Below are 26296 nucleotides of genomic sequence, written 5' to 3'. Positions count from 1 at the left end.
GCGCCGGCATCCCGGATGCGCAACCGGGTTCTCACTGGCCACGAATAGCGCAGGTTTGAAAAACCGCCGCTTCACCAGTCATCTGGCGGCAGGCGGCGGAGAACGTCGCCGAGTCCCTGACCCGCGGTATGCGGGTGATCGTCTCCGGCCGGCTGCGCCAGCGGTCGTACGAGACGAAGGAGGGCGAGAAGCGCACGGTCGTGGAGCTGGACGTCGAGGAGATCGGCCCGTCGCTGAAGTACGCGACGGCGAAGGTCACCAAGGCCAACCGGCCCGGCGGCCAGGGCGGCGGCGAAGGCGGCTGGGACAACGGCGGCCAGCAAGGCGGTGGCTGGAATGGCGGCGGCAACGCCGGCGGCGGCCGAGGCAACGGCGCCGGCAGCCGGAACTCCAGCGGCGGCAACGATTCCTGGGCCTCCGGCGACGGCTGGGCCGGCCAGCACGATGAGGAGCCGCCGTTCTAGCAGACAGCACGGCACAACTTCACACGCTGGGACCCCGGGCCCTGGACGAGATCGATCGCCCGGGGCCTTCGTCATTTCCCGCCCCGGCGGGACCGACTTGAACCCCCTGACCTGCGTTGAAAGGTACCCGATGATGTCCGCCGACCCAGCCCTGGACCGAATAGCCGCCTCCGTCGAGAACTCCCTGCTCTACGCCAGCCCCGCCGCGCAAGAGTTCTTCGGCAACACCACCGACCGGTTCATCACCGCCCAGCTGAAAGTGTTCGACGGCGACCCGGCGGAGTTGGGCGCGGTGTTCCTCAACATGTACCGGGAGATCTGCGCCCTGGCCAACCCGCTGTCCGCCGGGGTCCTGGCCCCATCGCTAGGACCGGAGCAGATCCTCACCGGCCTCCAGTTCTACCTCGCCCACGGCGGCGTCCAGCTGTACCTGCGCCGCCACCCCGCCGCCCAGCTCAGATAGCGAGCCACTCTGTTGACCACCATCACCACTCCTGCCGTCGACGCCGATCGGTACGCGCTGTCCGCCGGGAACTCCGGCATCTGGATCGTGTGCCTGGAATGCAGCGGCGACGACCAGATTGTGGGCGTGCTGTCCGACCACCGCGTCCGCCACACCGACATCCAGACCCTCATGGCCGAACACGACGCGGACAGGCACCGCCCTGCCGAGCCGCGATGCATCGTCTGCGCCGCCGAGCCGGTGTGGAACGGCCCGCCGATCACGGCACCGATCAGTGCCCCGACGCCCATCGAAGGGCTGTGCATCAGCTGCGCATTCTGGGTGACCACCGTCAAGAACCGGCTCGCCCTGGGACGGCTACTGGACCGCACCGCCACCGGCGCACCGGTCGCCCGGATCGACGGGCGGCTGTACACCATGGAGCCAGCCCCGCTACGCGGCACCGTCGCCATGCGCGGGCACGGCGGGAATACCTTCACCATCCGGTACTTCACCGGCAAGGCCGTCACCGGCAGCAACCTGTGGGACTGCGGCGAGATCCCGGCCCGCTGGCGCCCGCTGCTTCCCGACAACGCCATCTTCGGCCGCGAACCGGAACCGCAGTGACCGGCTCCGGCAGCCCGGCACGACCAGCCGAGCCGGGCAACATATCCCAGCGGCCATGCCCGATCCCACAGGGCATCGCCGCTTCGCATTTCACCGCGCCGTGCCGCTCGATCGGCCCGGTGTGCTTCACCATCGACTTCCCGCCGGCGCTGGTGCTGCTGACCGCCAACGACCGGGCAGCACACTGGGGCCGGCGCGCCGCCGTCACCGGCGGCATCCGCGTCGCCGCCGCCACCCTGGCCCGAGCCGCACGGATCCCGCCGTCAGAGCAGGCCTGGATCACGGTCGTGCTGCACCCGCACAACAGGCGCCGCCTGGACCCACACAACTGGGGGCCCAGCGCGAAAGCGGCGATCGACGGCCTGGTGGACGCCGCAGTCCTCCCCGACGACGACTGGCGCCACCTGCTCGGCGTCACGTTCCTGCTCGGGCCGACCCGGCCCGCCCGACAGCTGGCCCTGCACATCACCCCGGTCGCCGCACACCACGCGGCACCGGCACCATCCCGAACACGAAAGGCACCTTCGCCATGTCCGGCATAGGCAACACCACCACCAACATCCAGACCCTGCGGCGCGCCATCGACGCCGCCGAGCGCCAGGCGCTGGCCCCGCACAGACTCACCATCGCCGGATTCGAACTGCTCGACCTCCTGTCGCGCGACCCCGGCATCTCGGCGGTGTGGGCCGCGGCCCAAATAGGCGTCACTGCCCAAAGCACCGGCACCGTTCTGTTCCGCCTGTCAGAGGCCGGACTGGTCACCAGGGAAATCACCAGCCGTGTCGGCCGACCGGCCGCCATCCGCCCGACCCCAACCGGGCACAGGGTGCTGTTGGCCGCACGCGAGGTGGTCGACGAGGTCGACGACCGGTTCACCGCCGCCATGCGCCCCCGCGAGGCCGACGAGTTGGACCGGCTGCTCGGGGTCGGCCTGGCGGCGTTCCCCAACGAGCGCCTGGAACGGATGCGCAGCGCGGCCGCCTCCTCGGCGGCCGGGCGCTGACGATGACCATTGCCGCCTCCTCCCTCATCCCGGCCGGGCACGCCGGCTCGCCGTTTGACGCGATCCGCCGCACCCAACCCGACGGCAGCGAGTACTGGACTGGCCGCGACCTCATGCCGCTGCTCGGATATGACCAGTGGCGACGCTTCGAAGACTCGATCGAGCGCGCGATGGTATCCGCCGCGAACGCCGGTGCCGACGTTGACCGGGCCTTTTGCCGGCGCCGACAAGTGCAGACCGGCGGCGCGCCCCGTACCGACTATGTCTTGACCCGGTACGCCTGCTATCTCATCGCCATGAATGGCGACCCCCGCAAGCCGGAGGTCGCCGGCGCGCAGACCTACTTCGCGATCCGCACCCACCAGGCCGAGACCGCGGCAACCCGGCACGAGCTGACCCGGCTGGAGCTCATCGATCTGGCGCGGGAGGCCGAACTCGACCGGATCGCCGCCGAGCAGCGCGCCCTAGCCGCCGAGGCCACCGCTGCCGAGCTGGCGGATAGGAACCGCGTGCTCGGCGCCGAGCACACCGTGCTAGCGCCCAAGGCCGCAGCCTACGACGCCTGGTTCGACACCGACGACACCTGCTCGGTCCGGGACGCCGCCCGGCTGCTGCGCAACCTGTTCGTCATCGGAGAGTCCGAGCTGCGCGAGAGGATGCGCCGCCGCTGGCGCTGGGTGGAGGTGCATTCCACCACCGCCACTGCCTACGCCGTCGGCCGCGGTTACATGGTCAACCACACACACGTCAACGAGTTCGGGCCCTGCCCGTCCTCCGGACGCCTGACCTCCAAGGGCGTCCAACGTCTGAAGGACAAGCTCCGCAAAGAGCTGCCTCCCGAGCGGCACCTGAACACCCCGCCCCTGGGCACCTGACCACTCTCATCCAGCACCACCTCCACCGGCCTGTTTCGCCGGTGGGCGGGGCAGGCCCTTCACTTCTCCGAAGGAACACCTGTCTTGAGCACCACCACGAACAGCGTCACCACCGACGCCCGCATATCGGCCACCCGCACCCCGCTGGCGACAATCAAGCAGCAGGTCAAGGTCGAATGGGTCGAGATCGCCCCGGCCATGGCCACCGCGCTGCTGGACGCCAACTCCCACAACCGCCGCCTGCGCGAGGCCGTCGCCGACGGCTACGCCCGCGACATGACCGCCGACCGCTGGGACGTCAACGGCGAAACCATCAAGATCTGCGCCGACGGCCGCCTCATCGACGGCCAGCACCGGCTAGAAGCCATCGAGATCACCGGCATCGCCGCCGTCTGCCTGCTCGTCACCGGCCTGCCCATCGAAGCCCAGAAGACCACGGACATCGGCGCCCGCCGCTCCTACGCCGACACCCTGCGCTGGGAGGACGTCAAGAACGGGGACGCGGTGTCGGCGATCGTGCGCCGTATCACGCTGTGGAACGCCGGCTACCGCGCGAAGAACGGCCGCTACAAGCCCACCGAGCCGGAGATGAGCGCCACGTTCGCCGCTGTCCCCGGTATCATCGAGGCCGCCGACTTCGGCGTCACCCACGCCACCGGCGCCGGCATCCCCCCGGCCCAGCTCGGCTTCGCCTACTGGCTGCTCGCCCGCATCGACGCCGCACCTGCCAACTGGTTCATGCAGCGCATCGCCGACGGCGCCGGCCTCCAGCTCGGCCACCCGGCCCTCGTATTCCGGGACCGGCTGCGCCGCGAACGCGAAGCGCTCCGCGGCCGTGGCAGTCTCAGCGCTGACCTGATCCTGGCCCTGCTCATCAAAGCCTGGAACTGCTACCGCGCCGGGGACACCATCACCAAGCTGCAACTGCCCACCGGCGGCCTGACCGCCGAGACCTTCCCCATACCGAAGTGAGCACTGCGCTCTCCTTCTGATCGATCCGATCCAAGTCCAGCCCGGCCTCTCGCCGGGCTGGCCGGGGCCGGGCTCTCACCGAAAGGGCCCCGACCATGGCTAACGCGTACGGCCTCATATCCCTGGACGAGCTACTGGTGGAGCTGGGCGAACCCGGCAAGCCGTTGCCGCGCTCGACGTTCTTTCGCTGGAAGTCCCGCGGCAAGGCCCCGAAGTCGATCAAGTATCCCAGTGGCGAGCTGCGGTTCCGCACCACCGAGATCGAGCGGTGGCTGAAGGCGCGCGAGCAGAAGTAGCCGCCGGCTCAGCACGCCTCGATACATCTGAACTTTGAGATACGGAAGGCACGTTGGATAACGACGAGTACACCTACAACGTCCGCATCTGGGGTATCCGCGAGCACGTCAGTAAGGCGAAGTCGGAGTTGGCCAAGCCCGAGGCCAAGCGCAAGCGGACCTACTCCCTGCGCTGGATCGTCGAGGGCCGGGACAAGGACTGCACCGACAGCTTCGCCACCTACCCCGCCGCCGAGAGCCGACAGATGGAGCTCACGCTCGCGGTGAAGAAGGGCGAGGCCTTCCACATCGAGTCCGGCCTCCCAATGTCGGAGTACCGGCGGAAAGTCGAGCGCGAGACCGCTGAACTCGCAGAGCAGGAGGCCGCAAAGAGCGCCGCCACCTGCCTCCAGCACTTCATGGCCTTCTACGACGCCAAGTGGCCCAAGCTCCAGCCCAATTCCAAGACGGCCCTGGCCAACACACTCAGCACGGTCACCGCCGCACTCGTCACCACCCGGGACGGCGCCCCGGACCGCAAGACCCTCAACCACGTCCTAGTGAAGTACGTCTTCAACCTAAACAACCGCGACAAGCAGCCCCCGAAGGCCGAGTACGTCGCGGCCCTGGAGTGGATCAAGAAGCACTCCGCGCCAGCGAAGGACCTCGCCGAGGACAAAACGTTCCGCCTGGCGATGGAGGGGATCAGCTTCCAGCCCACCACCGGCAAGAAGGCCGCCGCCTCGACGGTGAGCCGCAACCGGGCCGGGCTACACCAGGCGCTGGAGTATCTGGTCGAGCAGGACGTGCTGGACGTCAACCCGCTGGCCAACCCGAAGTGGAAGCGCTTCGGCAAGCAGGCCGCGCGCACCAAGCAGATCGACAAGCGCGTGGTCACCAACCCGGTCCACGTCGAGGCGCTAATCACCAACTGCGCGAAGTACGGCACCACTGGCGAGTGGCTTCAGGCGTTCTACGCGCTGGCGTACTACGCGATGATGCGGCCCAGCGAGGTCATGGACCTGACCGAGGACTGCTTCACCCTCCCGAAGGCCCCTGCGCCAGGGCAGCGTGAGACACGGTGGGGACGGGTCAGGTTTCACAGCGCGGACTCGCAGCCGGGCAAGCAGTGGACCGACGACGAGAAGGGCCGGGACAGCAAGGCCCTGAAGCAGCGGGACGACGGCGAGGAACGCGACGTGCCACTTCACCCCAACGCCGTCGCCTGGGTCCGTCGCCACCTCCGGCAGTTCAAGATTCCCGCGGGTGGCCGGATGTTTCCCAGTCTGCGCGGGAGCGGCCGGTCCATCGACAAGACCACCTACAACAGCGTCTGGCGTTTTACGCGGAAGGAGACGCTCACGCTGCGCCAGTTCAAGTCAAGGCTCGCCCGACGAGTCTATGACCTCCGCCACGGCGGCGTGTCGCTGATGCTGAACGCATGCGTGCCCCCGACGCTCATCGCCGAGTGGGCCGGCCACGGCCTGGACGTCCTGCTGCGGATCTACGCCAAGTGCATCGAGGGGCAGGAAGAGATCGCCCTAGCTCTGATCGAACGCTCGGTCACAAACTTCGAGCAACAGGCCCTCGCCGCCGAGGAGGAGCCCGGAGACGACACCGCCGACGATGCTAACGACGAGGACGATCCGGATGCGGACTTCGACGACGAGGACGACACCGAAGACGAGGAGGACAAGTAGACCGCTCCGTCAAGTTCTGGCCTTGGCAGGGCGATCAGCCATCGCAGGCTGCTGACCTGCTCATACGGCACCGAAACGGCCAGGATCCCGTTTCCGCGTATTTTCCGCGACCAGTCAGATTGAATGAGAATCAGTGAGACTCGGTGAGACGCCTCACACAGCGACACGGTCGCCGCCCAAAGGGCCTCTCCGAACTCCCGCACCCGAACCCGCAGGTGGGGGCACGAGTAGATCTAGCTGTGGAGTCGAGGGGAATCGAACCCCTAACCCCCGCCTTGCAAAGGCGGTGCTCTGCCAATTGAGCTACGACCCCAAGTTCACGGGACTCCTGGCTTGCAAAGCAGGTGCGCTACCAATTGCGCCATGGCCCCGTAGAGCGGTCCGCCTCCCGAACCCGGGAAGCGGACCGTGCCCCGGCTCTAGCTGCCGAGGAAGCCGGATGAGCGGTTCTCAGGCCGAAGGGACCGGGTCGGTCGCCTCGGTCCAGAGGTCCTGCTCCGACTTGTCGGACTGGACCTGCCGGTAGACCAGCAGACCGCCGATGGCAGCCACTGCGAGCAGAAGCAGCTTCTTCACGTGGCCACCTCCCTTCTGGTAGACGTCTGTGCCCCTGAGCTTAACAGGAGCGGGGCTAATAGGAGCTGTGAGCAGCACTACGCAAAAATGCGGAGCTGTTCCACTCGTCCCGAGTACGGATCTCTACGTGCCCCGTCCAGACGCCGACGGCTCCATGGCCGACGCCGGCGGGAAAGGTCGCGCGGATGGCGCGTGGCGGTGGCGTCCGGCCCGGGTTACGGGGAGGAAACCCCAGGCCAGACGCCACGCCCATACTCGGCGCGTTCCAGGACCCACACCGTCCTTGAAACGCGCCGACACCCTGAAACGAGCTACCCGGCTACCCGGCTACCCGAGCGAACCGCGCAAGCGAGCGAACGTGCGAGCCCGGCCAACCAGCCAGCCCGCAAGCCCGCCCAGCCCGCGCCGCGAGCCCGCGCTCACGCGAACGCCCGAAACGACCCGCGAGCCGAACCTCTACGCCCTACGCCCTAGGGCCGCGCGTAAGAAACCAGCGGCATAGTGCTCACCGCAACGATCTCCACCGAAGAACCCGGGTGCGGAGCGTGGATGACCATCCCGTTCCCGATGTACATCCCGACGTGATCCACGTAGCTCGAGTCGCCGTAGAAGAACACCAGGTCACCCGGCTGCGCCGAGGACGCCGGAATCGCCGGCAGCCCCTGCATCTGCGCCGTGGCGGTCCGCGGGATGGCCACCCCGGCCGCCTTCCACGCCGCCTGCGTCAGCCCGGAGCAGTCGTACCCGCCCGGACCGGTGGCGCCGAAGATGTACGGCTTCCCGATCTGCGCCTGGGCGAAGGCCACCGCCGCGGCGGCACGGCCGGACACCGAGGGGATCGCCACCTTCGACCCGCCGGACCCTGACGAGCCCGAGGACCCGGACGAACCGGAGGAGCCCGAAGACCCCGAAGAGGAGCCGGACGACCCCGACGTCGAGTGCTGCGAAGCCGCCTGTGACGCTGCCTGAGCCGCCGCCAGCGCCGCGGCCTGCTGCTTCTGCTGCGCGGCCAGCAATGCGGCCCGCTGCTGCGCCTGCAGGGAGTTCAGCAGCGCCTGGGTCTTGGCGACGTCGCCGTCGAACTGCTTCTTGGTGGACTCCGCGGCCTTGACCTGCTGGTCCAGCAGCGCCATCTTGCCCGCCGCCTCCCGGGCCTTGGTCGCCAGGTCCGCCTTCTGCTGGTCCAGCAGCGCCAGCGTGTCGGCGTTGTTCGCGGTGACCCGCCCGACGGTGGCCGACATGGTCAGCATGGTCGAGGGGTTGGCCTGCAACATCAGCTGCAAGGTGGGGTCGATGCCGCCGTTGCGGTACTGCTCGGCGGCCAGCCCGCCCAGGCGGGTCTTGGTCTGGTTCATGTTCGCCTGCTCGGCGCTGATCTGGCCGTTGATCCCGTCGACCTGCTGCTGCAGCGTGGCCTGCGCGGCCTGCGCCGCGTTGTACGCCTCGTCGGCGTGGGCCTCCTGCTGGTACAGGGTGTTCAGCTGGGCGCTGACCTGGTCGATCGTGGGCTGCGGTTCAGCGTTGGCGACGCTGGGCACCAGGACCATGGTCCCGGCCGCGGCGGCGCCCAGGGCGAGCTTCGTGGACTTTCGGGCACGCGGACGACGATGTCGGGCATTGACAGTCATGCGAGCTTCTGAGCTCCGTCTCCTCCTAGTCCGCCTACCGGGTTAGCTGACGGATTCGGGCCGAGAAGTAGCCCTACGGTCGCACGCACGCACATGACGGCGCGTGCACGCCGACCGATTCACCCCTATGGCGCCACCCTCGCTTTTCGCGTGGGCCACGCCGACGAACCTGGTTCCCCGGCTCCGCGTGGTGTGCGGACTCGGCGGTGCCTCGACGCCCGGAACCTGGCGGCCCGTTGGGAGCGGCGAAGCCCTGAGGACGTTAGTCACCCGCCGTCTGCCTAACAAGTGACAAGTCCATGATTCGTTCAGCGAACGCTTAGATTCAGGCCACGCTTCGGGCAGGAGCGCCAACGCGCAGTGAACGTCACGGTTGGCCCAGGCCCGCCACTTTCGGGCGCGACCTGGGCTAGAGCGACTGATGTCCGGTTAGCGGAAAAAGCGAATCCTGCGACGTTTGTTGCCTGCGGTTGTGACGTCGGTCTCAAACGCCCGCTCGCCCTTATCGTCACGGAACACCCGCACCGGGAGCATGGCGGCGTTCACAGGGTGTGCCTTGTCGTCATCGGCCGGACTCTTCACGGACACCGGAGGCAGCACTATCTCGACCGGTTCGCCGTGCATGTCCGGCAGGACCGCGCCGACGAGGCGGACCTCCTGCGGCTCCTTCGGACCGGACTTGGCACCCGGGCCGTACAACAGGTTGCTTATCTCCAGCCACGTCTCCTCGACGTGGGAGATGAAGTCCAGCCCGCGCCGGCCCAACGGGGCGTCGCCGACCGCCTTGGCGTTGAACCGGCCGTAGCCCAGGATCCGGCCCAGCAGGTCCCGCTCCACCCGCATGTCGTTGACCTTGCCCAGCGGCAGGGCGTCGTAGGACCGGGTGATCACGCCGTGGGTGTGCAGGATCCGCTTGTTCGTGACGATCAGCAGGTCCCCGTTCCACACCGCGAGATTCCAGGCCATATAGAGGAAGGCGATCCCGGCCACCGCCCAGGCGCCGAGCCGGAACTTGCCGGCGCCGGGGGTGGAGAAGATGTCGATGCCCATGGCGGCCAGCGCCAGCACCACCGCGATCAGCACCGGAATGATGATCGCGGCCAGATGATGGCGCACCGCTATGACCAGACGCTCACCCGGGACCAGGAACCGCTTGGCGCGGCCCTCGAGTTCCGGTTTGAGCAGCATCCGCCCATACAGCGGCGGCGAAGAGTCGGACACGTCGGGTTACCGTCTCGCCGATCAGCTCGAAACCAGGTTGTGGAACGTATCACCGAGGGTGTGGCCGACACCGGCCACCCAGTTCAACGCTCCCTGGGCGATGTTGCCCGCCCCTGACGGGTTCTGGACCACGAAGTAGATCAGGAAGAGCACGATGCCCCACTGCACGGCCGGCTTGAGTTTCACGTCAGATCCCCTTACATCTGGACGGTCGAGGTGCCGCGCGACCGGAAGTCAGCATCATGCGAGGCGTTCCCGGTTCACTCCTACCTAACAGCTTCCCCACTGTGTCAAAGCCTAGCCCGGACCGACGGTTTTGACCGCGTCCCGGGCCAACGCTGACCATAACGACTCAGTGGACTTCTGTGTCAGGGGGCACACATACGCTGCATTCCCCGGCTAGGTTGATCGCATGCAGATCGGTGTCTTGACCGAAACCGCCCCTTTTGAGCGCCGGGTGGCGCTCACCCCCGAGTCCGCGGGACGCCTGATCACCGCCGGTCACAGCGTGTACGTCCAGTCCGGCGCCGGTCTGGCCGCCGACGAGGACGACGACGCGTACCGCGCGGCGGGCGCCATGATCGGGAAAAACCCGGAAGAAATCTTGGGAAACATCGATCTGTTAACCGCTGTCGGTCAACTCGATCAGCAGACCGCTGCCAAACTCAGGCCCGGCACAGCGGTGGTCGGCCTGTCCTCTCCCAAGGACGGCCGCGGCCCGGCCGGCGTCCTGGTCGACCGGCACGCCTCCTTCTTCGCCCTGGAACTGCTCCCCCGCATCACCCGCGCGCAGTCCATGGACGCCCTGTCCTCCCAGGCCATGGTGGCCGGCTACCGGGCCGGCCTGATCGCCGCCGAGAGGCTGCCCCGCTTCTTCCCCCTGCTGATGACGGCGGCCGGAACCGTGCCGCCGGCGAAGGTCATGGTCCTGGGCGCCGGGGTGGCCGGTCTGCAGGCCATCGCCACGGCCAAGCGGCTGGGCGCGGTGGTGGAGGCGTACGACGTGCGCGCCGCCGCGGCCGAGGAGATCCGCTCGCTGGGCGCCAAGGCGATCACCTTGGACATCGAGAGTCAGACCTCTGCCAGTGGCGGCTACGCCAGCGAGCAGGCCTCCGACGCCGCCGATCGGCAACGCAAGGCCCTGACCCCATACGTGGCCGCCGCCGACGTGGTGATCACCACCGCCGCGGTCCCGGGCCGGCCGGCCCCGCTGCTGGTGACCGCGCAGATGGTGGAGAAGATGCGGACCGGGTCGGTGATCGTCGACCTGGCCGCGGACAACCCCAACGGCGGCAACTGCGAGGTGTCGCGGCCCGGCGAGGACGTCCGGCACCACGGCGTGCTGGTCCACGGCGGCCGCAACATGCCCAGCCAGCTCGCCGCGCACGCCTCCCGGCTGTACGGCGCGAACATGTCGGCTTTCGTCCTGGCCATCTGCCAGGACGGAGTGCTTGTATCAACTCCCGAGGACATCGCCGCCGACGAGATCGCCGCCGCGTGCTGCGTGCTGCTGAAGGGTGAGTTCAGATGAGTTCCACAGCGTGGTTGACGGTGTTCGTGCTGGCCGTCTTCCTCGGCTTCGAGGTCATCTCCAAGGTCTCCTCGATCCTGCACACCCCCTTGATGTCCGGCGCCAACGCGGTGCACGGCGTGATCCTGGTCGGCGCGATCATCGCCACCGGCTCCACGACCTCCAACCTGCAGTTGGTGATCGGGCTGCTGGCGATCGTGCTGGCCACCGTCAACATGGTCGGCGGGTTCGCGGTGACCGATCGGATGCTGGGGATGTTCGCGAAACCTAGGCGGGCTCCTGGCGATCCGGGGTCCGGTGGCGGTTCCAGGGCTGGTTCTGGGTCTGGTGCCGGGTCTGGGTCTGGTGCCGGGGCTGCGGCTGCTGCGGCGCCCCCGGCCTCCTCCGCATCGTCGGGTTCCGGCGCTTCCTCCGGGGAGGGCACCAAGTGAGCAGCGCGTGGCGGGACACCGCCTACCTGATCGCAGGGATCTGCTTCATCCTGACCCTCAAGGGTCTGTCGGCACCGCGCACCGCGCGTATGGGAACCGTGATCGGGGCCTGCGGCGCCACGCTGGCCGTGATCGTCGCCCTGACCACGCCGCATCTGAAGCACATGGGGCTGATCATCGGGGCGATCGTGGTCGGCGCCGCGATCGGCCTGCCGACCGCGCGGCAGGTGCGGATGACCGCGATGCCGCAGTTGGTCGCACTGTTCAACGGCGTCGGCGGCGGGGCCGCGGCGCTGGTGGCCTCCGTGGAATTCCTGCGGCCCGGCAAGGACATCTCGCACGCGGCCACCGCGAACCTGGCGGCGACCGCGTTCACCATCCTGGTCGGCGGAGTGTCGTTCTCCGGATCGCTGATCACCTTCGCCAAGCTGCAAGAGCTGATGACGACCCGGCCCGTGGTGCTGCCGGCGGGACGCTGGCTGACGATAGGGGTCGCGGCGGCCAGCGTGCTGCTCGGAGTGTTCCTCGTGCCGTGGCCGAGCACCGTGCTGATGGTGCTGTTGGCGCTTGTGGCGCTGGCGTTCGGCGTGCTGTTCGTACTGCCGGTCGGCGGTGCGGACGTGCCGATCGTGATCTCGCTGTTGAACGCGTTCACCGGCCTCACGGTCGCGGCCAGCGGCTACGTGCTCAACAACACCCTCCTGGTGATCGCCGGCACGCTGGTCGGCGCATCCGGAACGCTGCTGACCCGGATGATGGCCGCCGCCATGGGACGTCCGCTGACCGGGACGCTGTTCGGGGCCTTCACGGCCACGGCCGGCGGTGCGGCGACGAGCGGCGACGGCGCCCCGCGGCCGGTACGGACTTCGTCGCCGGAGGACGTCGCCATCCTGCTCGGGTACGCGCGCAAGGTGGTCATCGTCCCCGGCTACGGACTCGCGGTCGCGCAGGCCCAGCACACGGTTCGCGAGGTGGCGGATCTGCTGACGTCACGCGGGGTGCAGGTGTCCTACGGGATCCACCCGGTCGCGGGCCGGATGCCGGGGCATATGAACGTGTTGCTGGCTGAGGCGAACGTGCCTTACGAGTCGTTGCTGGAACTGGACGCCGCGAACTCGGAGTTGGCTTCGGCGGATGTGGCCGTGGTGATCGGGGCCAATGACGTGGTGAACCCGGCCGCGCGGCAGCCTACGGGTTCTCCGATCTCCGGGATGCCGATCCTGGATGTGGATCTGGCGCAACAGGTGGTGTTCTGCAAGCGGTCGTTGCGGCCCGGGTTCGCCGGGGTCGAGAACGAGTTGTTGTACGCGCAGAACACGTCGCTGTTGTTCGGGGATGCGAAGGAGAGCATGGCGAAGGTGTTGGCGGCGCTTAAGACGCAGTAGGGCGTCGCTTGCGGATAGCCGCGGGATAGCTGAGACGCCTGTGGGGCCGGTGCAATCGGCCTCACAGGCGTCTTTTCGGCTTTGCTCTGGCACCTCTAGGGGCCTCTACGCGCCTCTAGTACCTCTCTCTACACCTTCTAACCTTCTAGTACCTCTAGGCCGAGACGGTGCCGTAGAGGCGGTCTCCAGCGTCACCGAGGCCCGGGACGATGTAGCCGTTCTCGTTGAGGCGTTCGTCGATGGCCGCCGTGACGATCGCCACGGGAATGTCGAGACCGGACAGCGCTTCCTGCACCGCGGCGACACCTTCGGGCGCGGCGAGCAGACAGACGGCCGTCACCGAGGCCGCTCCGCGCTCGGCGAGCAGGCGGATCGCGGCGATCAACGTGCCGCCGGTGGCCAGCATCGGGTCCAGGAGGTAGCACTGGCGGCCGGCGAGGTGTTCCGGCAGGCGCGTGGCGTAGGTGGAGGCTTGCAGCGTGTCCTCGTTGCGGACCATGCCCAGGAAGCCGACCTCGGCGGTCGGGAGCAGGCGGACCATGCCGTCGAGCATGCCCAGGCCCGCCCGCAGCACGGGGACCACGAGGTGCCGCGGGCCGCTGAAGGTGACCCCGCGCGCCTCGGCGACCGGCGTGACCACCGTGGTCGGCTCCACCTGCGCATTGCGGGTGGCCTCGTAGGCCAGGAGCGTCACCAACTCGTCGGCGAGCGAGCGGAAGGTGGGGGTGGCGGTGCGCGCGTCCCGCAGCAGCGTCAGCTTGTGAGCTACGAGCGGGTGGTCGACGACATGAATGGACACGGTGGGCATGGGCAAACGGTATCCGACGAGCCGGGGCACTGCACCGGTAAGCACTGGACAAGTACATACGGTGACAAGGTAACCTCTCAAAAAGGTCAAACCGCCGGCTTCCGGAAGGAGACCGGCGCAACGGGAAGGCGGTGACATGCAGATGCCCGCAGACCAGCCGCAACCACGACCGCAGCCCGCACCAGCGCCGCGCGAGGCTCGCGACCGCAAGCGCCGTCGCGAAGACTTCCTCGCCGACCTGGCCGAGGCCCAGCGCCTGCGCGAGCGCGTCGCCCCGCGCCGGGCGCGAATGGCGCGGCTCAGGAAGCAGCAACTGCTGCGGACGTTCTTCTATTAGAGCTTCGGGCTTCAAAGGTTCGGGGCTCGGCCGGCCAGGGGCAACCCAGCTACTCCCACCCCCATCACCCGGCGCTTTTTGTGAGGCTCATCGCGTGTGGCATCAGTCACACCCACGCGCCGGCCAATGAGGTCCGAACCCCACCGACCGACCACACTGGACCCATGACCACGCCCACCCAGCGCCGCTACGAACCCTGGATGCGCCTGGCCCTGGCCGAAGCAGCCGCCGCCGAAGCCACCGGCGACGTCCCCATCGGAGCCGTCATCCTCGACCCCACCGGCACCGTCATCGCCACCGGCCGCAACACCCGCGAAGCCGAAGGCGACCCCACCGGCCACGCCGAGATGGTGGCGATCCGAGCAGCAGCCCAAACCCTCCAGCACCAAAAAACACAAGCCAACCCCGACCCACACCCCAAAGACTGGCGCCTCACCGACTGCACCCTGGTCATCACCCTCGAACCCTGCACCATGTGCGCAGGCGCCATCGTCCTATCCCGCCTCACCCGCGTCATCTTCGGCGCCTGGGACCCCAAAGCCGGAGCAGCAGGCTCCCTCCACGACGTCCTCCGAGACCCCCGCCTCAACCACAACCCCGAAGTCGTACCAGGCGTCCTCGAACCCGAGTGCAGAGCCGCCCTAGACCGCTTCTTCAACCACCGCCGCCAAAAGTGACCGAACCACCCACCCAGATCCGGTAAGGTATCCCACGGTGACGTGTCCGAGCGGCCTAAGGAGCACGCCTCGAAAGCGTGTGAGGTTCACGCCTCCGTGGGTTCAAATCCCACCGTCACCGCTCTAGAAACAGCCCCTGAGCTGCGGGAACGCAGAACAGGGGCTGTTTGACGTTCTGATACGTCAGTGCGAATGATCTGTCTCAGTTGCAAATCCAGTTGCAGTTACCGATTTTGAGACAGTTTGAGACGATTCGATCGCCAGCTGAGATGGGCTCAGGGCCAGTCCTCGCCACCCCACAGAAGCGTCCCAACACGCGAAGCGGCGTCTCGCTGGATCACCCCGGTCACGTGCTGATAGCGCTGGGCGATCCGTGTGTCTCCCCACCCCGTGAGGGACTGCGTTGTCCGCTCGACGATCCCCGCACGCAGGAGGAGGGTCGCCGCAGTGTGGCGAGCATCGGGCAGACGGCCGTCTCGGAGTCCTGTCTCTCGAAGCAAATCCTTCCACTCGGCCCAGTCGTTCCGCGGGTTCACAGCGTCGCCTTTCTCGGTCGCGATAACCCAGCCCTCGTCCAGCCAGCGGTCACCCGCCGCTGCACGCTCTTCGCGTTTGTCTCGAACACCGCACTCGTCGTCGAAGCCTTGCTCACCGCGCCGCAGGCCCCGCGGATGAACGCCATCGCCGAACGCTTCGTAAGCACCGTCCGCGCCGAATGCACCGACCGGATGCTCATCTTTGGCGAACACCACCTACATACTGTGCTGGAGGAATACACAGCCCACCACAACACCGGACGCAGCCATCAAGGCGAGTGTGCCACCGTCGAGCGGCATCGACCGTGGCACAGCGGTCCGGGTCCGGGTTTGATGATCTGGTGCGGATGACCACCGCGGGTGTGACGCACATCACGGGAACCACGCCCGGTCGAAGCGACAGGTCATGGCATGGACGACGAATTCCGGGCCCGGATACGGGCTGGTGACGAAGGCGCGTTCGCCGAGCTGTTCCGAAAACACGGCAGGTCTGTGTACAACCACTGCCTCCGGTTGAGCGGCGACTGGTCGGTCGCCGAGGACTGCACGTCGCTGACGTTCCTGGAAGCGTGGCGGTTGCGCGGCAGGGCCGACCCCCACGGTGGCAGCCTGCTGCCCTGGCTGCTGGGCATCGCCACCAACGTCATGCACCAGCGCCGGCGCGCGGCGTGGCGCCACCACCGGCTCATGCAGAAGATCCCCACGCCCGAACTGGTCCCCGACCTGGCCGACGAGATGGTCGAGAGGCTGGACGACCAGGAACGCATCGCCGTGGTCAAACAGGTCCTGGCCGGGCTGCGGCGTACCGACCGCGAGGTGCTGTCGCTGTGCGTATGGGCCGGCCTGGACTACGCGGCCGCGGCCGCCGCGCTGGGCGTGCCGGTGGGCACGGTCCGCTCCCGCCTATCGCGGGCCCGGCGGCGCCTGGACCAGCTCGCTGAAAAAACTCTCGCCCAAACCGGGAACCCAGCCCGCCCGGACAGACAGCTACCGGATGACCGCACCGATGCGGTCCGGCCCACGAACAGGAGATCACGATGACCGGGAACCCCGACGACGACCTGCGCGCCCTGCGCCAGATGCTCCCGGTGCCCCCCGACCGTGACTTCCTGCCCGGCCGCCGACACCTCCGTGAGGAGCACTTGATGACCAGCTGGACGTCCATGAACCGCCGCAACCAGCCACGCCGCCTGGCGGTCCGTGTGGCCACGTCGGTCGCCGTCTCCGCGGCCGCCGTCGGGGCGTTCGCCGCCGTCGCCACCCACGAAAGCCACTCCGCCGCCGGCCACGCGGTCGCGACGAGCACCACCCCCGGCGACGACACCGTCGCCGGCGACCAGATCAGCACCGTGGCATACAGCCTGACCAAGGTGATTGGCGACAACAGTGTGCACATCGTCTTCCACGCCAGCGCGGCCGTGAACCCGGCCGAGTTCCAGGCCGACCTGGCCAAGCTCGGGGTCGAAGCCACGGTCACCGCGATAAGCCCCGACCAGGTGAAGAACGTCAAAATACACATCGGGGACGCCATCAGCGTGGCCTTCCGGCAAAGCAACGGCGATTACTCCACCTCCGTCGCCAACGGCCAGTTGGATCTGCTCGGATTCGGGACCGGCGACCCGATGCACCACGACTTTCTGGTGATCACGCCCGTCCACCCGGTGCCGAATCCGATCATTCCCACCGACACGGCACCGATATCGATGTACGCAGGGCACTGACAGCCCACCCTCACGCGTGGCGCCGGCCGGCGCCGCTCGAATCAGTTCTCTGGTGCGGCGCTGCACGGTGCCATGTGCAGTGTACTGAGGGTGCAGACAACCTGTGCGACCTGCCGATATTCAGGGAGCAGGCCTCCGGCGCGATCACGTCGCCTGTCTGCGGCGGCGAAGTTCGGCCCCGGACCGGTCCCTGACACCCGGTGACACCGTGCCCCACCCGCCACCGCGTTACAGTAGGCGTCAGAAACGGCTCCGATCCGGTGAGAGTGGATCGGAGCCGTCTCCTTCAGGCGGTCAAGGGGTCACGCAGGCGTCCCTGGCAGAGGCGGTGTGGCTCCTCCGACATAGGTCATCCAGAGACCGGAGTCCGTGCCGGGGCCGGTGAGCGTCCGCGGGTTCTCATAGCTGGACCACTGGCTGCCGTTGGTCTTGGGGTACGAGAATCCGGTTCCGGTGTAGCCCTGGGGCAGCGGAGCGACGTTGGCGACGTCTCCGCCGATCGCGGCGGCGTACGCTGCGGCATCGCCCTTGGCGGCGACGAACATCAGCGGGCTGCCGCCCGTACCACCCGGGACCGTGCCGAGGCTCGGGACATCGATGAACAACGGCAGCGCGGCGCCGGCTGGCAGCGTCACCAGCAGTTCGCCGTTGTTCGTCTGGTGCGAGGCCTTCGCGGTCGAGTCCGGATCCAGCAGCGATCCGTCGAACGACACGGTCTTGTCGGCCTCCGGGTAGACGACCGCGATCGACTCGGAACCGTCGGCGTTGCGCTCGGCCCAGTTGAAACCGTAGTCCGGGCCGTAGGTGACGGCGCCGGCCTGCGCCAGCAGATCATCGACCGAGGCACCGCTCGGGCCGTGGAACAGTACGACCTCCATTCCCTTGTTGCAGGGGTCGTTGGACTTGGCGGCCTTCGGGTTCAGATAGACCACGGCGACGCGGCTGTGGCCGTCGTCGTCGGCCATCTCGAGCTTGGCGGCGTTTGCCGGGACCAACGCCTCGGCGCGCGCGATGACCGCAGTGGCGAAGGCGTTATCGCTTACCAGGCTGCCGCGCGGCGACATCGGCACTCGGTTGACGTCACCGATGAACGTCTTGCCGTTGCCGGTGGTGCAGTCCGCGTTGAGCTGCGGCGCCGGCGGTGTCGGGAGCGAGGGCGTGGCCAAGGGCTTGGTCACGGGCTTGGGAGCCGGTGGGGTCGTCGTCTCGGTCCTCGCCCCCCCGACCCCTATGTTGCTGGCCGGGCCGACCGACCCCGCCGTTCCATTCGAGCCGCTGTTCCCGCTGGCGCCGAACGCCACGCCGAACGCCACCCCGCCGGTCAACGCCAGCGCGGTCGTCCCGGTGACGACCCGGCGCCGCCGGGCGGCCGCCGCACGAAAGTCCTGCCGCATCCGCCCGACAGGGGCGCCGGCGCCGAATTCTGTTTCGGCCAGCCCGGACAGCATCCCTTTGATCTCTTCTTCGAACTCGTTTTCAGACATGCGTGTTCCCCAATCGCCCCGCCGCGTAGGCGGGATCGGTCTGCTTGCCTTGGGCCGGCGCCCCCAGTACCTCGCGCAACCGGGCCAGCCCCCGTGACGACTGGCTCTTGACGGTCCCGACGGACTTGCCGAGAACGGCTGCGGTCTCAGCCTCGGTGAGCTCCTCGTAGAAGCGCAGGACGATGACCGTCCGCATGCCGGTCGGCAGCGTCGCCAGCGCCCGCCACACCTCGTCCGAGCGGTCGACGTCCGCATGCGCATCACGGGTCGTCGGCCGATCCGGAACGTTGCTGTAGAACGAGACCTTGCGGTTCTTCAGCCGCCGCCACCGAGAGTTCACCAGGTTCACGATGATCTTGCGGACATAGGCCTCCGGCTGCTCACTCCGCTCGATCCGCCGCCAGTTGCGATAGGCCTGGAGCAACGCGTCCTGAACGAAATCCTCGGCCAGCCCGTGGTCGCCGGTGAGCAGGAACGCGACCCGGACCAAACCGCGCCGTCGCCCCGTCACGAACTCCCAGAACTGCGCTTCCTCGTGTTCCCCCAAAGCCATGCCGTCACCGGCCTCCTTGTCGTCCCGTCCGATGCGAGCGCACTGCGCGCGATCCGGCTGTGCCCGAGATCGGCCGGGCACATCCCTTAGAGGTCGGTTGCCAGTGAAAGGTTGAGACCCAATTCCACCGGTCGATGGACGCCACTGATCATCCGGCACCGCGGAATGCGTCGTGGGGCGTGGCCGTCGGCTGAAGCCCGGCATGGAGTAGGAAGTGATGCTAACCGCCAAGGACCGTATCCGACCTGAGCGGCCGCCACGGTGCCCTCGTTGACGCGTCGAAGATCCGCGCCCTAGGTGCTGCGCTGGTTCGGATCAGGACACACTTGCCAGTTGCGGCCTCAGTTGCAGTTGCGACAGATGCGGAGGGTTGCAGAGATCAACTGGCTTTGCGCGCGACGAAAGTCATACGGCGTCAGCCCTCTTCCGCAGCTGTCGCGGCGGCACTCGACAAACCTCGAGAGCGTGTGAGGTGGTACTGGTTAGCTGCGGACGTTCTCGGGCCGGATGCATCCGACGAGGGGAAGTGATCGGTGCCAGACAGCCGCCGCCTTGTTCGCGCACTTCGGCACTGTGACGCATCAGACGGCCTTCGAGAACGCGACGGGTGCGAGCGGCTGGCGGTACTTCGAAAATCTGAGAACAGCCTCACCGGCCTTTCTCCTCCTGCCATCCCGTCCCGCGACGCACCGTGACACGCTTGCACACCACGAATCCCTTGGTGTCTCCGTCCGACACCTCAACGTTTATGAACCCACGGCTGTAACGCTCAGGAGCCCGCAGAAGCTCATCCATCTCGGACGGATCGTCCGCAGCCGAGACAGTCAGCCGGCTATACCCGGATGCGAGTTTCATGCCGAGCACGTCCATGAACACGATGTCGACGTACTCGTCATAAGCCTCGCCAGGCCGGCCACGCATGACGAGCGTTCGATGCGATTTGCTGTACGACCACAGCTGAAAACGATGGTCGAAATTCAGCGGTAGCGACTCAGGGTCTTCCGACATTCAATGGCCCTCCATGTCACCCTACGAGAACGGGTTGTCTCCGTTGGCCCATCGGACGCGAGCCTGTGCCTCTGGTGGAGCAGCCTTGACCATGGCCAGCTCCCAAGCGGTCATGTCCGAGGCATAGGGATTGTCCAGCTTTGCCGTCTTAGCCCACTCGGCAGGCTCTCTGATCCCGTCAAGATTGAAATGAATAATCGTCGTACTGTCCGGCTTCAATGCGTCTCTGACCACTGTCTCGAAGTCATCGTCCCATTCTTCCCAGTACGACGCACCGGCCATGACCTCAGCAGTGACGGCTTCTTCGCCATGTCACCGGGCGAACGCGCGCTTGTCATGCGGCGGATAAGCGGGATTCAGGCCCTCCGGCGGCTGATACCCATCGGCCGGCAGACGCCGGGACAGGTGCTGGGCCGCCGCCATCAGCCAGCTCTTCCGGGAGAGTCCTTGTGGGGGGCCGTACCACGACCCCAGCGCGGACACCGCGGCCTCCAGTGCCTCCTCGTCAAGTCCCATCTCCAGTAGCTCGCCGATCTCGGCAACCACCGCCGCAGCACGCGGATCGGGACCGCTACCGTAATAGTCGGCCAAGACCACCTCGTCGTACCTGTCGTCTTCCACGTCAGGGAAGAGGTAGTCCGTCGCGCTCTGGTGGTAGTAGCCTCCGAGCAGGCTGGACAGGTTCGGCAGCCGCTCTCGCCACTCCCACTTGGTCTCCGGCACCGCGGGTTCGGTCTGCTCGCCGCTCTCGGTGAACGCGACCAGGTGCGGGACCATCATCGTCAGGCAGTCCTCGCGAGTGCGGCCCTGCGGCACCCCCATGGGGGCATCGTGGCCAACTCGGCGGCGACCTCGGGCGAGTCCAGGCCGCATTTGAGCACCTCCAGGATCTCGGCGGTCGCTCGAAATGCCCGGCCCGGATAGTAGGTGGCCATCCGCAGGTAGGAGCGCATCGCTTTCGACGGGACTTCCGGGGTGTCAGAGAACGGGTCGTCGAGCACCGAGTTGTAGGCGGACAGGATCATCCGCAGCTCGGGCAGCCACTCGGCCCACGGTGCGTCGTCGTCGAAGATGTCCGGCTGTGTCATCGCCCTGGCCTCGTGTGTCGTGGATGTCGGTTATGTACTTCCCTCGGCGTCAGCCGGAGGGGAAGGTGGTGAGGATGCAGTAGCCGCCGCGTGCGCTCGGATCGGCTCGCAACACCACGGCACCGCGCACCTGTCTTGGGCCGTTGCCATTCTGTTCCACTCGGCCCAGTCGTTAGGCCGCGCGTACTGACGTGGGATGGGCAGTGGCCTGCATAGGGACGTTGGCAGGGCTCAGATCATCCGTGGATGTATCGCGGACGAAGCCGGTTACGCCGAACCCGGAAGCCGTTGCGCCAGGTAGAGAGCTTCGAACCATTCCGACAGCACCGAATCGGGATCTGCCAGCCCGCGACGTCACCAGGGCCACACCAAACCCTAAGTGGCGTACCAGCTTTACATCTCTCAGATACGGTCGCGACTCGTTTATATGGCCTTCCCGATCGACCGCTTTCTCATGCCGATGTGAGCCGGCATGCCAAAAGACGTACGACATCGCGAAGGCCACCGCGGCGCTAACCACGGGATGGTAGCTGTGTACTCACGCCGGTCATCGGGCAATCGCGAGGTGCGTCCACGAGCAACGATGAAGAGTCGCACACCCATCGAATGCGTTCACGGAAACGCCGGTGCGGCAGACGAAACTGCGGCACGCACGTCAATCCGTAAGGCAAGGGTGGCTCTGGCAGTACCCGCATCACCAGGGTCTCCCAGACGTCCTGGACGGCTGGCAACCTGTTTGAGTCGGCGCCAGCTACACAGAGGAGAAGTAACAGATCCACGGGATGCGCGCACGGCAGCCGCCTCAGAATCCGTCCCAGATGCCCTGAACGAAAGCGCCGACAACACTCCATAGACACGCACTGCAGCTTCCCCCCATCAGTTCAATGCAGCTGCATCAGACGCACGACCGTGTCAGCACATGCTTCCACGGCAGTTCCACGACAGAAGGAACGAAGACCAATGGCGGACAGCCAGTTCACCACTCATACAGACCTTTTCGATCTGAGTGGGAAGTACGCACTTGTCACTGGCGGCACCAGGGGCATTGGGATGATGATAGCGCGCGGCCTTCTGCAGGCGGGCGCCCGCGTCGCTATCAGCTCACGCAACGCAGACACGTGCGCGGAAGCACAGCATCTTCTGTCCGAATTCGGCGACGTTCAAGCAATCCCCGCCGACCTGTCCAGGTACGACGAGTGTCAGCGCCTCGCTGATCTTGTCAAGGCCGACTCGGAAGGTCTGGACATCCTCGTCAACAATGCCGGAGCGATGTGGCGCGAGCCGCTGGAGACGTTCCCGGCCGAGGCCTGGGACGCAGTGATCGACCTCAATCTCAAGTCGCCGTTCTGGCTGGTGCAGGCGCTGCTCCCCGCACTTCGCAGGGCGGGCACCGCCGATGATCCCGCGCGGATCATCAACATCGGCAGTATCGCCGCTATCCACGTCGCCGAGTCGCCCAACTACTCGTACGCCAGCAGCAAAGCCGGACTCCACCAACTCACCAGGGTGCTTGCCAGGGAACTGGGCCCACAGCACGTCACGGTGAACGCGGTGGCCCCAGGACCGTTCCCGTCGCACATGATGGCGGCCACGCTCGATGCCATCGGCGACAAGATCGCGGCGAAGGCCCCCCTGCGCCGGCTCGGCCGCGACGACGACATGGCAGGTATCGCCGTGTTCCTCGCCAGCCGGGCCGGTTCCTACCTCACGGGCACCATCATCGCGGCCGACGGCGGGATCGCCACGACCGCATCAGGTACGTAGGCGTCGGCGCAGGCCTTTCCTGCTACGCCGCATGCCGCATGCCGCGTGTGAGGGGGCGCGTGTGAGGGGGGGCGTAACCGTCGGGGGTACCAGCAGGACCTCCCTTAGCCTGCAGATAGGGCCTACGGTGAATGGGTGGCCACGATCGATCTGCGCACTGAGATCAAGGAATTCCTGAGCTCACGTCGCGCGCGGATCACTCCCGAGCGGGCCGGGCTGCCCACCTACGGCGGCAATCGCCGGGTCAAAGGTCTGCGTCGCGCAGAGGTAGCTCTGCTGGCAAAGGTGTCGGTCGACTACTACGTGCGTATGGAGCGCGGCAGCCTCACCGGCGCCTCCGACGGGGTGCTCGAAGGGCTGGCCTCTGCCTTGCAACTTGACGAGGCCGAGCGCGATCACCTGTTCCACCTTGCGCGGCAGTCCAGGGCGCCCGGCGATCTACGCCGCCGGCGACCCGCCGCGACGGTGCGTCCGGCGCTTCAGCAGGTGCTCGACGCCATCGCCGATGCGCCGGCTTGGATTTGCAACAGCCGTTATGACGTGCTGGCCATGAATCGCCTTGCCCGCGCACTGTATTCACCGGTGCTGGCCGACACGCGACGGCCGGCGAACACCGCGCGGTTCGTGTATTTGGATCCCGAGGCGGCGAAAGCGTTCTTCGTCGACTATGACCGAATCGCCTGCGATGTGGCCGCGAAGCTACGCATGGAAGCCGGCCGCAATCCGCACGACGAGGAGTTGATCGCTCTAGTCGGTGAATTATCGACACGTAGCGAACTGTTCCGGCAGCGATGGGCATCTCAGGACGTTCGGCTCCACCGGTCCGGACGCAAGCGTGTGCACCATCCGGTAGTGGGCCAGCTCGACCTGGACGTCGAGTCGATGGAGCTGCCCGCCGAACCCGGCCTGCTCCTGAACGTCTACACCGCGCCCGCTGGCACGGTGACCGCGGACGGTCTAGCCCTATTGGCGTCGTGGGCGGCTAGCCAGGAGAGGCTAGCGACCGAGATTCAAGCACTCAGCTGATACTCCAAACTTTCAGTCCGTCTGAGTCAGCGCCACGGCCGTTTCCACATCATCCGGTGCGGCCGAGGATCGTGAACGGCCCGGTCATGTCGCGGTCGGCTCATCGGGTGGCTTCGGTGGCGTCGGTGCGGCCGGCCAGAGCGGCTCAGCCACTGATCGCGATGCGACCCTTCGCCCCGGCCACCATGGCCGCCGCAAGGAGGGCGAGCACGACCGCGACCGGATGATCACGGCCCTGCTCCGACCGGCCGTCGGTGTCAGCGAGTAGCAGCCCCGGCAGAGCACGACACGAAGGCGTGAACGACAGGGCTGTTGGTCACTGGCGAAGCCGCCGTAGCGGCGGGCCTGGGACAGCGACGTTTCGTGCAGACGGCTGTCCCGTAGCTCGCCCTGCCATCACAAAGGTCTGCTATGCGTGCGGGGTGTACACAACGGCGGTGGCCCTCGGCTGCGGAGCCGATGCCGTCTACCGTCTACCGCCCGCCGTCTGGACGGGCCTGCGGGAGGAGGGCTTGCTCCGCTCAAGGTACCGATGACCTTGACGGATCTGGCGAGCACCCCGATTACAACAACTCGAACACCAGGCCTAGGGACTTCCTCCGAAGTCCCGCCGTAGCCCGCGCCAGGAGTTAGGTTACTAAGGACCCTGCACCAAGGTGTGCTTCCGGAGGGCGGAACTCGATGCGGACGCGGACAGGGCAACCGCCCCAGGCGTTTCACCCCGCCCGGATCGGGCCGTATGAGGTAGTGCGCCGGCTTGGCGCCGGTGCGATGGGTGAGGTGTTCCTCGCGCGCTCGGCGTCCTCGCGGCTGGTCGCGGTCAAGACCATTCGGGCCGGGTTGGCCGAGCATTCTGGGTACCGGCGCCGGTTCGCGCACGAGGTGGACGCCGCCAAGCGGGTCAGCGGGGCCTTCACCGCCGCGGTGGTGGGCGCTGATCCGCATGCCGACCTGCCGTGGCTGGCCACGGTGTACGTGCCGGCGCCTTCGCTGGAGGAACTGGTCACGGCGTGCGGGCCGCTGGCGGTCTCGGCGGTGCGCTGGCTGGCCGCCGGGTGCGCCGAGGCGCTGGAGTGCGTGCATCGGGCCGGGCTGGTCCACCGGGACTTCAAGCCGGCCAACGTGCTGGTCACCGCCGACGGTCCGCGGGTCATCGACTTCGGGCTGGCCCGCAGCGACGGACTGCCGCAGGGCACCGCAGTCGGGATGGTGATGGGGACGCCGCTGTACATGGCCCCCGAGCAGGCGATGGGGGACCGGGACGTCGGGCCGGCCGCCGACGTGTTCGCACTCGGCGCGACGCTGTACCACGCGGCCACCGGCGCCGCCCTGTACCAGGAGGAGAAGGCGGTCGGCGTCCTGCTGCACAAGATGCGGCAGCCGCCGGACCTCACCTCGCTGCCCAGAGAGCTGCGCGGCCTGGTGGCCGGGTGTCTCGCCCTGGAGCCGGAGGACCGGCCGACGGCCGCCTCGCTGCTGGCCGCGCTGGCTCCGCATCTGGCCACGGCCGACGCGGCGCGGCCGCTGCCCGAGGCCGTGCTGACCTACATCGAGGACTACCGCGGCACGCAAATGGAGCTGGCGCGCTCGCGGCGCTCGTTGCCGCAGGCGGACACGGCCGTCATCTGGGAGCCGACCCATGTGGCGGAGCCGGTCGACAGGCTCGGCGATGATGACGGCGACAGCGACGGACGTGGGGACAGCGGTGGCGACCGACGTAGCGACGACGGTGGCGACGACGGTGCCGGGACCGTGAACGAGGACGTGTGGTCCCGCCATCCGTCGCTGCCTCCGGGAGAGGAACCGTCAGACCTCGCGCCCTCGGGCTGGGTACCGTCGGACCACGCGCCGACGAACCGGCGGCGGGCACGGACCGGATGGTGGAACCGGGACGGCTTCGGACGACGCTCGCCGGTGGGACCGACCGTCGTCGCCGTCAGCGTCCTGCTCGCCCTCGGCGTCGCGGCGATCGGCGGTCTGCTGCTCATCGGCACGCTAAAGGTCGGCAGCGGGGACTCCGCGGGACCGGCGGCCGGCGCTGCGCTCGGCTCTGCGTCGTCGGCAACGTCCACGTCCACGTCCACGTCAACGGGGACGGCGACGGCCGCGACCCGACCCGCGGGATCGCCACCCGGCACGCCGCCCCCAACCAATTCCCAGCCCC

At 67.6% G+C, this 26296-nt stretch carries 31 protein-coding genes, 2 tRNA genes, 1 pseudogene and 1 riboswitch; of the genes and pseudogenes, 21 read left to right on the top strand and 13 right to left on the bottom strand.

Annotation, left to right across the window (positions count from 1 at the left end):
* Positions 1 to 80: 80 nt before the first annotated feature.
* The 9 genes and pseudogenes from KGQ19_RS33665 to KGQ19_RS33625 form a co-directional block, all read left to right on the top strand.
* A pseudogene (locus KGQ19_RS33665) lies at positions 81 to 464 on the top strand (single-stranded DNA-binding protein); the annotation flags it as partial.
* A 133-nt stretch (positions 465 to 597) separates the two neighbouring features.
* Complete coding sequence (locus KGQ19_RS33660) at positions 598 to 927, top strand: hypothetical protein (RefSeq protein WP_212016816.1); 330 nt, start codon at positions 598 to 600, stop codon at positions 925 to 927.
* Positions 928 to 939: 12 nt separating this feature from the next.
* Positions 940 to 1533 (top strand): hypothetical protein, encoded by a 594-nt coding sequence (locus KGQ19_RS33655; RefSeq protein ID WP_212016814.1) that lies wholly within the window; start codon positions 940 to 942, stop codon positions 1531 to 1533.
* A gap of 119 nt (positions 1534 to 1652) precedes the next feature.
* Positions 1653 to 2075 (top strand): hypothetical protein, encoded by a 423-nt coding sequence (locus KGQ19_RS33650; protein WP_212016813.1) that lies wholly within the window; start codon positions 1653 to 1655, stop codon positions 2073 to 2075.
* Positions 2063 to 2536: a MarR family winged helix-turn-helix transcriptional regulator gene (locus KGQ19_RS33645; RefSeq protein ID WP_212016811.1), complete on the top strand. Its 474-nt coding sequence runs from the start codon at positions 2063 to 2065 to the stop codon at positions 2534 to 2536. The genes KGQ19_RS33650 and KGQ19_RS33645 overlap by 13 nt, the downstream gene beginning before the upstream one ends.
* A gap of 2 nt (positions 2537 to 2538) precedes the next feature.
* Positions 2539 to 3411: a phage antirepressor KilAC domain-containing protein gene (locus KGQ19_RS33640; protein ID WP_212016809.1), complete on the top strand. Its 873-nt coding sequence runs from the start codon at positions 2539 to 2541 to the stop codon at positions 3409 to 3411.
* A gap of 84 nt (positions 3412 to 3495) precedes the next feature.
* Positions 3496 to 4383, top strand: a complete 888-nt coding sequence (locus KGQ19_RS33635; RefSeq protein ID WP_212016807.1) for a hypothetical protein — start codon at positions 3496 to 3498, stop codon at positions 4381 to 4383.
* A 95-nt stretch (positions 4384 to 4478) separates the two neighbouring features.
* Positions 4479 to 4679: a helix-turn-helix transcriptional regulator gene (locus KGQ19_RS33630; RefSeq protein ID WP_212016805.1), complete on the top strand. Its 201-nt coding sequence runs from the start codon at positions 4479 to 4481 to the stop codon at positions 4677 to 4679.
* Positions 4680 to 4732: 53 nt separating this feature from the next.
* Entirely contained in the window at positions 4733 to 6358 is a 1626-nt protein-coding gene (locus KGQ19_RS33625; protein WP_212016803.1) for a tyrosine-type recombinase/integrase, read from the top strand.
* A gap of 240 nt (positions 6359 to 6598) precedes the next feature.
* Here the strand turns inward: KGQ19_RS33625 and KGQ19_RS33620 are convergent.
* The 5 genes from KGQ19_RS33620 to KGQ19_RS33600 form a co-directional block, all read right to left on the bottom strand.
* Positions 6599 to 6671: transfer RNA gene (locus tag KGQ19_RS33620), tRNA-Ala, on the bottom strand.
* 137 nt (positions 6672 to 6808) lie between these two features.
* On the bottom strand, positions 6809 to 6934 hold the full coding sequence (locus tag KGQ19_RS33615; RefSeq protein ID WP_212016801.1) for a DLW-39 family protein: 126 nt from the start codon (positions 6932 to 6934) through the stop codon (positions 6809 to 6811).
* A 470-nt stretch (positions 6935 to 7404) separates the two neighbouring features.
* Positions 7405 to 8562: a C40 family peptidase gene (locus KGQ19_RS33610; protein WP_212016799.1), complete on the bottom strand. Its 1158-nt coding sequence runs from the start codon at positions 8560 to 8562 to the stop codon at positions 7405 to 7407.
* 17 nt (positions 8563 to 8579) lie between these two features.
* A riboswitch (cyclic di-AMP (ydaO/yuaA leader) is annotated at positions 8580 to 8778 on the bottom strand.
* 213 nt (positions 8779 to 8991) lie between these two features.
* Positions 8992 to 9783, bottom strand: coding sequence for a PH domain-containing protein (locus KGQ19_RS33605; protein ID WP_212016797.1), 792 nt, complete (start codon positions 9781 to 9783; stop codon positions 8992 to 8994).
* Between the two features lie 21 nt (positions 9784 to 9804).
* Entirely contained in the window at positions 9805 to 9969 is a 165-nt protein-coding gene (locus tag KGQ19_RS33600; protein WP_194891350.1) for a hypothetical protein, read from the bottom strand.
* Between the two features lie 226 nt (positions 9970 to 10195).
* On the opposite strand from KGQ19_RS33600, the gene KGQ19_RS33595 reads away from it, so the two are divergent.
* The 3 genes from KGQ19_RS33595 to KGQ19_RS33585 are packed head-to-tail and all read left to right on the top strand — an operon-like array spanning position 10196 to position 13130.
* Positions 10196 to 11314 carry an NAD(P) transhydrogenase subunit alpha gene (locus KGQ19_RS33595; RefSeq protein WP_212016795.1) on the top strand — a complete coding sequence of 373 codons (1119 nt, stop codon included), beginning with the start codon at positions 10196 to 10198 and terminating at the stop codon, positions 11312 to 11314.
* On the top strand, positions 11311 to 11745 hold the full coding sequence (locus KGQ19_RS33590) for an NAD(P) transhydrogenase subunit alpha part 2 (RefSeq protein ID WP_212016793.1): 435 nt from the start codon (positions 11311 to 11313) through the stop codon (positions 11743 to 11745). The genes KGQ19_RS33595 and KGQ19_RS33590 overlap by 4 nt, the downstream gene beginning before the upstream one ends.
* Entirely contained in the window at positions 11742 to 13130 is a 1389-nt protein-coding gene (locus KGQ19_RS33585; protein ID WP_212016791.1) for an NAD(P)(+) transhydrogenase (Re/Si-specific) subunit beta, read from the top strand. Before KGQ19_RS33590 ends, KGQ19_RS33585 begins: the two co-directional genes overlap by 4 nt.
* A gap of 154 nt (positions 13131 to 13284) precedes the next feature.
* Here KGQ19_RS33585 and upp read toward each other — a convergent pair whose 3' ends face one another.
* Positions 13285 to 13929, bottom strand: coding sequence for a uracil phosphoribosyltransferase (gene upp / locus KGQ19_RS33580; protein WP_194891391.1), 645 nt, complete (start codon positions 13927 to 13929; stop codon positions 13285 to 13287).
* A 145-nt stretch (positions 13930 to 14074) separates the two neighbouring features.
* Here upp and KGQ19_RS33575 point away from each other — a divergent pair, with 145 nt between their 5' ends.
* The 3 genes from KGQ19_RS33575 to KGQ19_RS33565 all read left to right on the top strand — a co-directional run bounded on the left by KGQ19_RS33575 (position 14075) and on the right by KGQ19_RS33565 (position 15073).
* The gene (locus KGQ19_RS33575) at positions 14075 to 14275 is read left to right on the top strand and encodes a hypothetical protein (protein WP_212016787.1); all 201 of its coding nucleotides are present in this window, start codon (positions 14075 to 14077) and stop codon (positions 14273 to 14275) included.
* Between the two features lie 164 nt (positions 14276 to 14439).
* Positions 14440 to 14952, top strand: a complete 513-nt coding sequence (locus KGQ19_RS33570; RefSeq protein ID WP_230419854.1) for a nucleoside deaminase — start codon at positions 14440 to 14442, stop codon at positions 14950 to 14952.
* 36 nt (positions 14953 to 14988) lie between these two features.
* A tRNA-Ser gene (locus KGQ19_RS33565) sits at positions 14989 to 15073 on the top strand.
* Positions 15074 to 15227: 154 nt separating this feature from the next.
* Here KGQ19_RS33565 and KGQ19_RS52200 read toward each other — a convergent pair.
* Positions 15228 to 15704, bottom strand: coding sequence for a tyrosine-type recombinase/integrase (locus tag KGQ19_RS52200; RefSeq protein WP_212016785.1), 477 nt, complete (start codon positions 15702 to 15704; stop codon positions 15228 to 15230).
* Here KGQ19_RS52200 and KGQ19_RS33555 point away from each other — a divergent pair.
* From KGQ19_RS33555 to KGQ19_RS33545, 3 genes are read left to right on the top strand one after another with little or no spacing between them, the layout of a single operon-like run.
* Positions 15624 to 15839: an integrase core domain-containing protein gene (locus KGQ19_RS33555; RefSeq protein ID WP_212016783.1), complete on the top strand. Its 216-nt coding sequence runs from the start codon at positions 15624 to 15626 to the stop codon at positions 15837 to 15839. The genes KGQ19_RS52200 and KGQ19_RS33555 overlap by 81 nt on opposite strands.
* Before the next feature lie 60 nt (positions 15840 to 15899).
* Positions 15900 to 16529, top strand: a complete 630-nt coding sequence (locus KGQ19_RS33550) for an RNA polymerase sigma factor (protein WP_194893718.1) — start codon at positions 15900 to 15902, stop codon at positions 16527 to 16529.
* Complete coding sequence (locus KGQ19_RS33545) at positions 16526 to 17209, top strand: hypothetical protein (RefSeq protein ID WP_212016781.1); 684 nt, start codon at positions 16526 to 16528, stop codon at positions 17207 to 17209. Before KGQ19_RS33550 ends, KGQ19_RS33545 begins: the two co-directional genes overlap by 4 nt.
* Positions 17210 to 17511: 302 nt before the next feature.
* On the opposite strand, the gene KGQ19_RS33540 is transcribed toward KGQ19_RS33545, so the two are convergent.
* The 6 genes from KGQ19_RS33540 to KGQ19_RS33515 form a co-directional block, all read right to left on the bottom strand.
* Entirely contained in the window at positions 17512 to 18693 is a 1182-nt protein-coding gene (locus KGQ19_RS33540) for a hypothetical protein (protein ID WP_212016779.1), read from the bottom strand.
* Positions 18686 to 19246: a SigE family RNA polymerase sigma factor gene (locus tag KGQ19_RS33535; protein ID WP_212016777.1), complete on the bottom strand. Its 561-nt coding sequence runs from the start codon at positions 19244 to 19246 to the stop codon at positions 18686 to 18688. Before KGQ19_RS33535 ends, KGQ19_RS33540 begins: the two co-directional genes overlap by 8 nt.
* A 648-nt stretch (positions 19247 to 19894) precedes the next feature.
* On the bottom strand, positions 19895 to 20254 hold the full coding sequence (locus KGQ19_RS33530) for a hypothetical protein (protein ID WP_212016775.1): 360 nt from the start codon (positions 20252 to 20254) through the stop codon (positions 19895 to 19897).
* Positions 20255 to 20275: 21 nt separating this feature from the next.
* On the bottom strand, positions 20276 to 20536 hold the full coding sequence (locus KGQ19_RS33525; protein ID WP_212016773.1) for a hypothetical protein: 261 nt from the start codon (positions 20534 to 20536) through the stop codon (positions 20276 to 20278).
* A 30-nt stretch (positions 20537 to 20566) separates the two neighbouring features.
* The gene (locus KGQ19_RS33520; RefSeq protein WP_212016772.1) at positions 20567 to 21076 is read right to left on the bottom strand and encodes a contact-dependent growth inhibition system immunity protein; all 510 of its coding nucleotides are present in this window, start codon (positions 21074 to 21076) and stop codon (positions 20567 to 20569) included.
* Entirely contained in the window at positions 21037 to 21342 is a 306-nt protein-coding gene (locus KGQ19_RS33515) for a hypothetical protein (RefSeq protein WP_212016770.1), read from the bottom strand. Before KGQ19_RS33515 ends, KGQ19_RS33520 begins: the two co-directional genes overlap by 40 nt.
* A 960-nt stretch (positions 21343 to 22302) precedes the next feature.
* On the opposite strand from KGQ19_RS33515, the gene KGQ19_RS33510 reads away from it, so the two are divergent.
* The 3 genes from KGQ19_RS33510 to KGQ19_RS33500 all read left to right on the top strand — a co-directional run.
* Positions 22303 to 23106 carry an SDR family oxidoreductase gene (locus tag KGQ19_RS33510; RefSeq protein WP_212016768.1) on the top strand — a complete coding sequence of 268 codons (804 nt, stop codon included), beginning with the start codon at positions 22303 to 22305 and terminating at the stop codon, positions 23104 to 23106.
* A 135-nt stretch (positions 23107 to 23241) separates the two neighbouring features.
* A complete protein-coding gene (locus KGQ19_RS33505; protein ID WP_212016767.1) occupies positions 23242 to 24132 on the top strand; it encodes a helix-turn-helix transcriptional regulator in 891 nt (296 codons plus the stop codon).
* Between the two features lie 771 nt (positions 24133 to 24903).
* On the top strand, positions 24904 to 26296 hold a 1393-nt coding region (locus KGQ19_RS33500; RefSeq protein ID WP_212016766.1), incomplete at its 3' end, for a serine/threonine-protein kinase.

It is taken from the genome of Catenulispora pinistramenti (assembly GCF_018274385.1).
GTDB classification, from domain to species: Bacteria; Actinomycetota; Actinomycetes; order Streptomycetales; family Catenulisporaceae; genus Catenulispora; species Catenulispora pinistramenti.
Note: the sequence above shows the minus strand (reverse complement) of the source record. Positions and strands in the feature narration are given on the sequence as shown.

Bases quoted from the DNA above. Each gene is read 5' to 3' on its own strand.
- KGQ19_RS33515 (WP_212016770.1), bottom strand. From the start codon at position 21,342: ATGACACAGCCGGACATCTTCGACGACGACGCACCGTGGGCCGAGTGG.
- KGQ19_RS33540 (WP_212016779.1), bottom strand. From the start codon at position 18,693: ATGTCTGAAAACGAGTTCGAAGAAGAGATCAAAGGGATGCTGTCCGGG.
- KGQ19_RS33630 (WP_212016805.1), top strand. From the start codon at position 4,479: ATGGCTAACGCGTACGGCCTCATATCCCTGGACGAGCTACTGGTGGAG.
- KGQ19_RS33530 (WP_212016775.1), bottom strand. From the start codon at position 20,254: ATGTCGGAAGACCCTGAGTCGCTACCGCTGAATTTCGACCATCGTTTT.
- KGQ19_RS33555 (WP_212016783.1), top strand. From the start codon at position 15,624: ATGAACGCCATCGCCGAACGCTTCGTAAGCACCGTCCGCGCCGAATGC.
- KGQ19_RS33510 (WP_212016768.1), top strand. From the start codon at position 22,303: ATGGCGGACAGCCAGTTCACCACTCATACAGACCTTTTCGATCTGAGT.
- KGQ19_RS33575 (WP_212016787.1), top strand. From the start codon at position 14,075: ATGCAGATGCCCGCAGACCAGCCGCAACCACGACCGCAGCCCGCACCA.
- KGQ19_RS33595 (WP_212016795.1), top strand. From the start codon at position 10,196: ATGCAGATCGGTGTCTTGACCGAAACCGCCCCTTTTGAGCGCCGGGTG.
- KGQ19_RS33520 (WP_212016772.1), bottom strand. From the start codon at position 21,076: ATGGGGGTGCCGCAGGGCCGCACTCGCGAGGACTGCCTGACGATGATG.
- KGQ19_RS33640 (WP_212016809.1), top strand. From the start codon at position 2,539: ATGACCATTGCCGCCTCCTCCCTCATCCCGGCCGGGCACGCCGGCTCG.
- KGQ19_RS33535 (WP_212016777.1), bottom strand. From the start codon at position 19,246: ATGGCTTTGGGGGAACACGAGGAAGCGCAGTTCTGGGAGTTCGTGACG.
- KGQ19_RS33610 (WP_212016799.1), bottom strand. From the start codon at position 8,562: ATGACTGTCAATGCCCGACATCGTCGTCCGCGTGCCCGAAAGTCCACG.
- KGQ19_RS33525 (WP_212016773.1), bottom strand. From the start codon at position 20,536: ATGGCCGGTGCGTCGTACTGGGAAGAATGGGACGATGACTTCGAGACA.
- KGQ19_RS33570 (WP_230419854.1), top strand. From the start codon at position 14,440: ATGACCACGCCCACCCAGCGCCGCTACGAACCCTGGATGCGCCTGGCC.
- KGQ19_RS33590 (WP_212016793.1), top strand. From the start codon at position 11,311: ATGAGTTCCACAGCGTGGTTGACGGTGTTCGTGCTGGCCGTCTTCCTC.
- KGQ19_RS33660 (WP_212016816.1), top strand. From the start codon at position 598: ATGTCCGCCGACCCAGCCCTGGACCGAATAGCCGCCTCCGTCGAGAAC.
- KGQ19_RS33550 (WP_194893718.1), top strand. From the start codon at position 15,900: ATGGACGACGAATTCCGGGCCCGGATACGGGCTGGTGACGAAGGCGCG.
- KGQ19_RS33645 (WP_212016811.1), top strand. From the start codon at position 2,063: ATGTCCGGCATAGGCAACACCACCACCAACATCCAGACCCTGCGGCGC.
- KGQ19_RS33545 (WP_212016781.1), top strand. From the start codon at position 16,526: ATGACCGGGAACCCCGACGACGACCTGCGCGCCCTGCGCCAGATGCTC.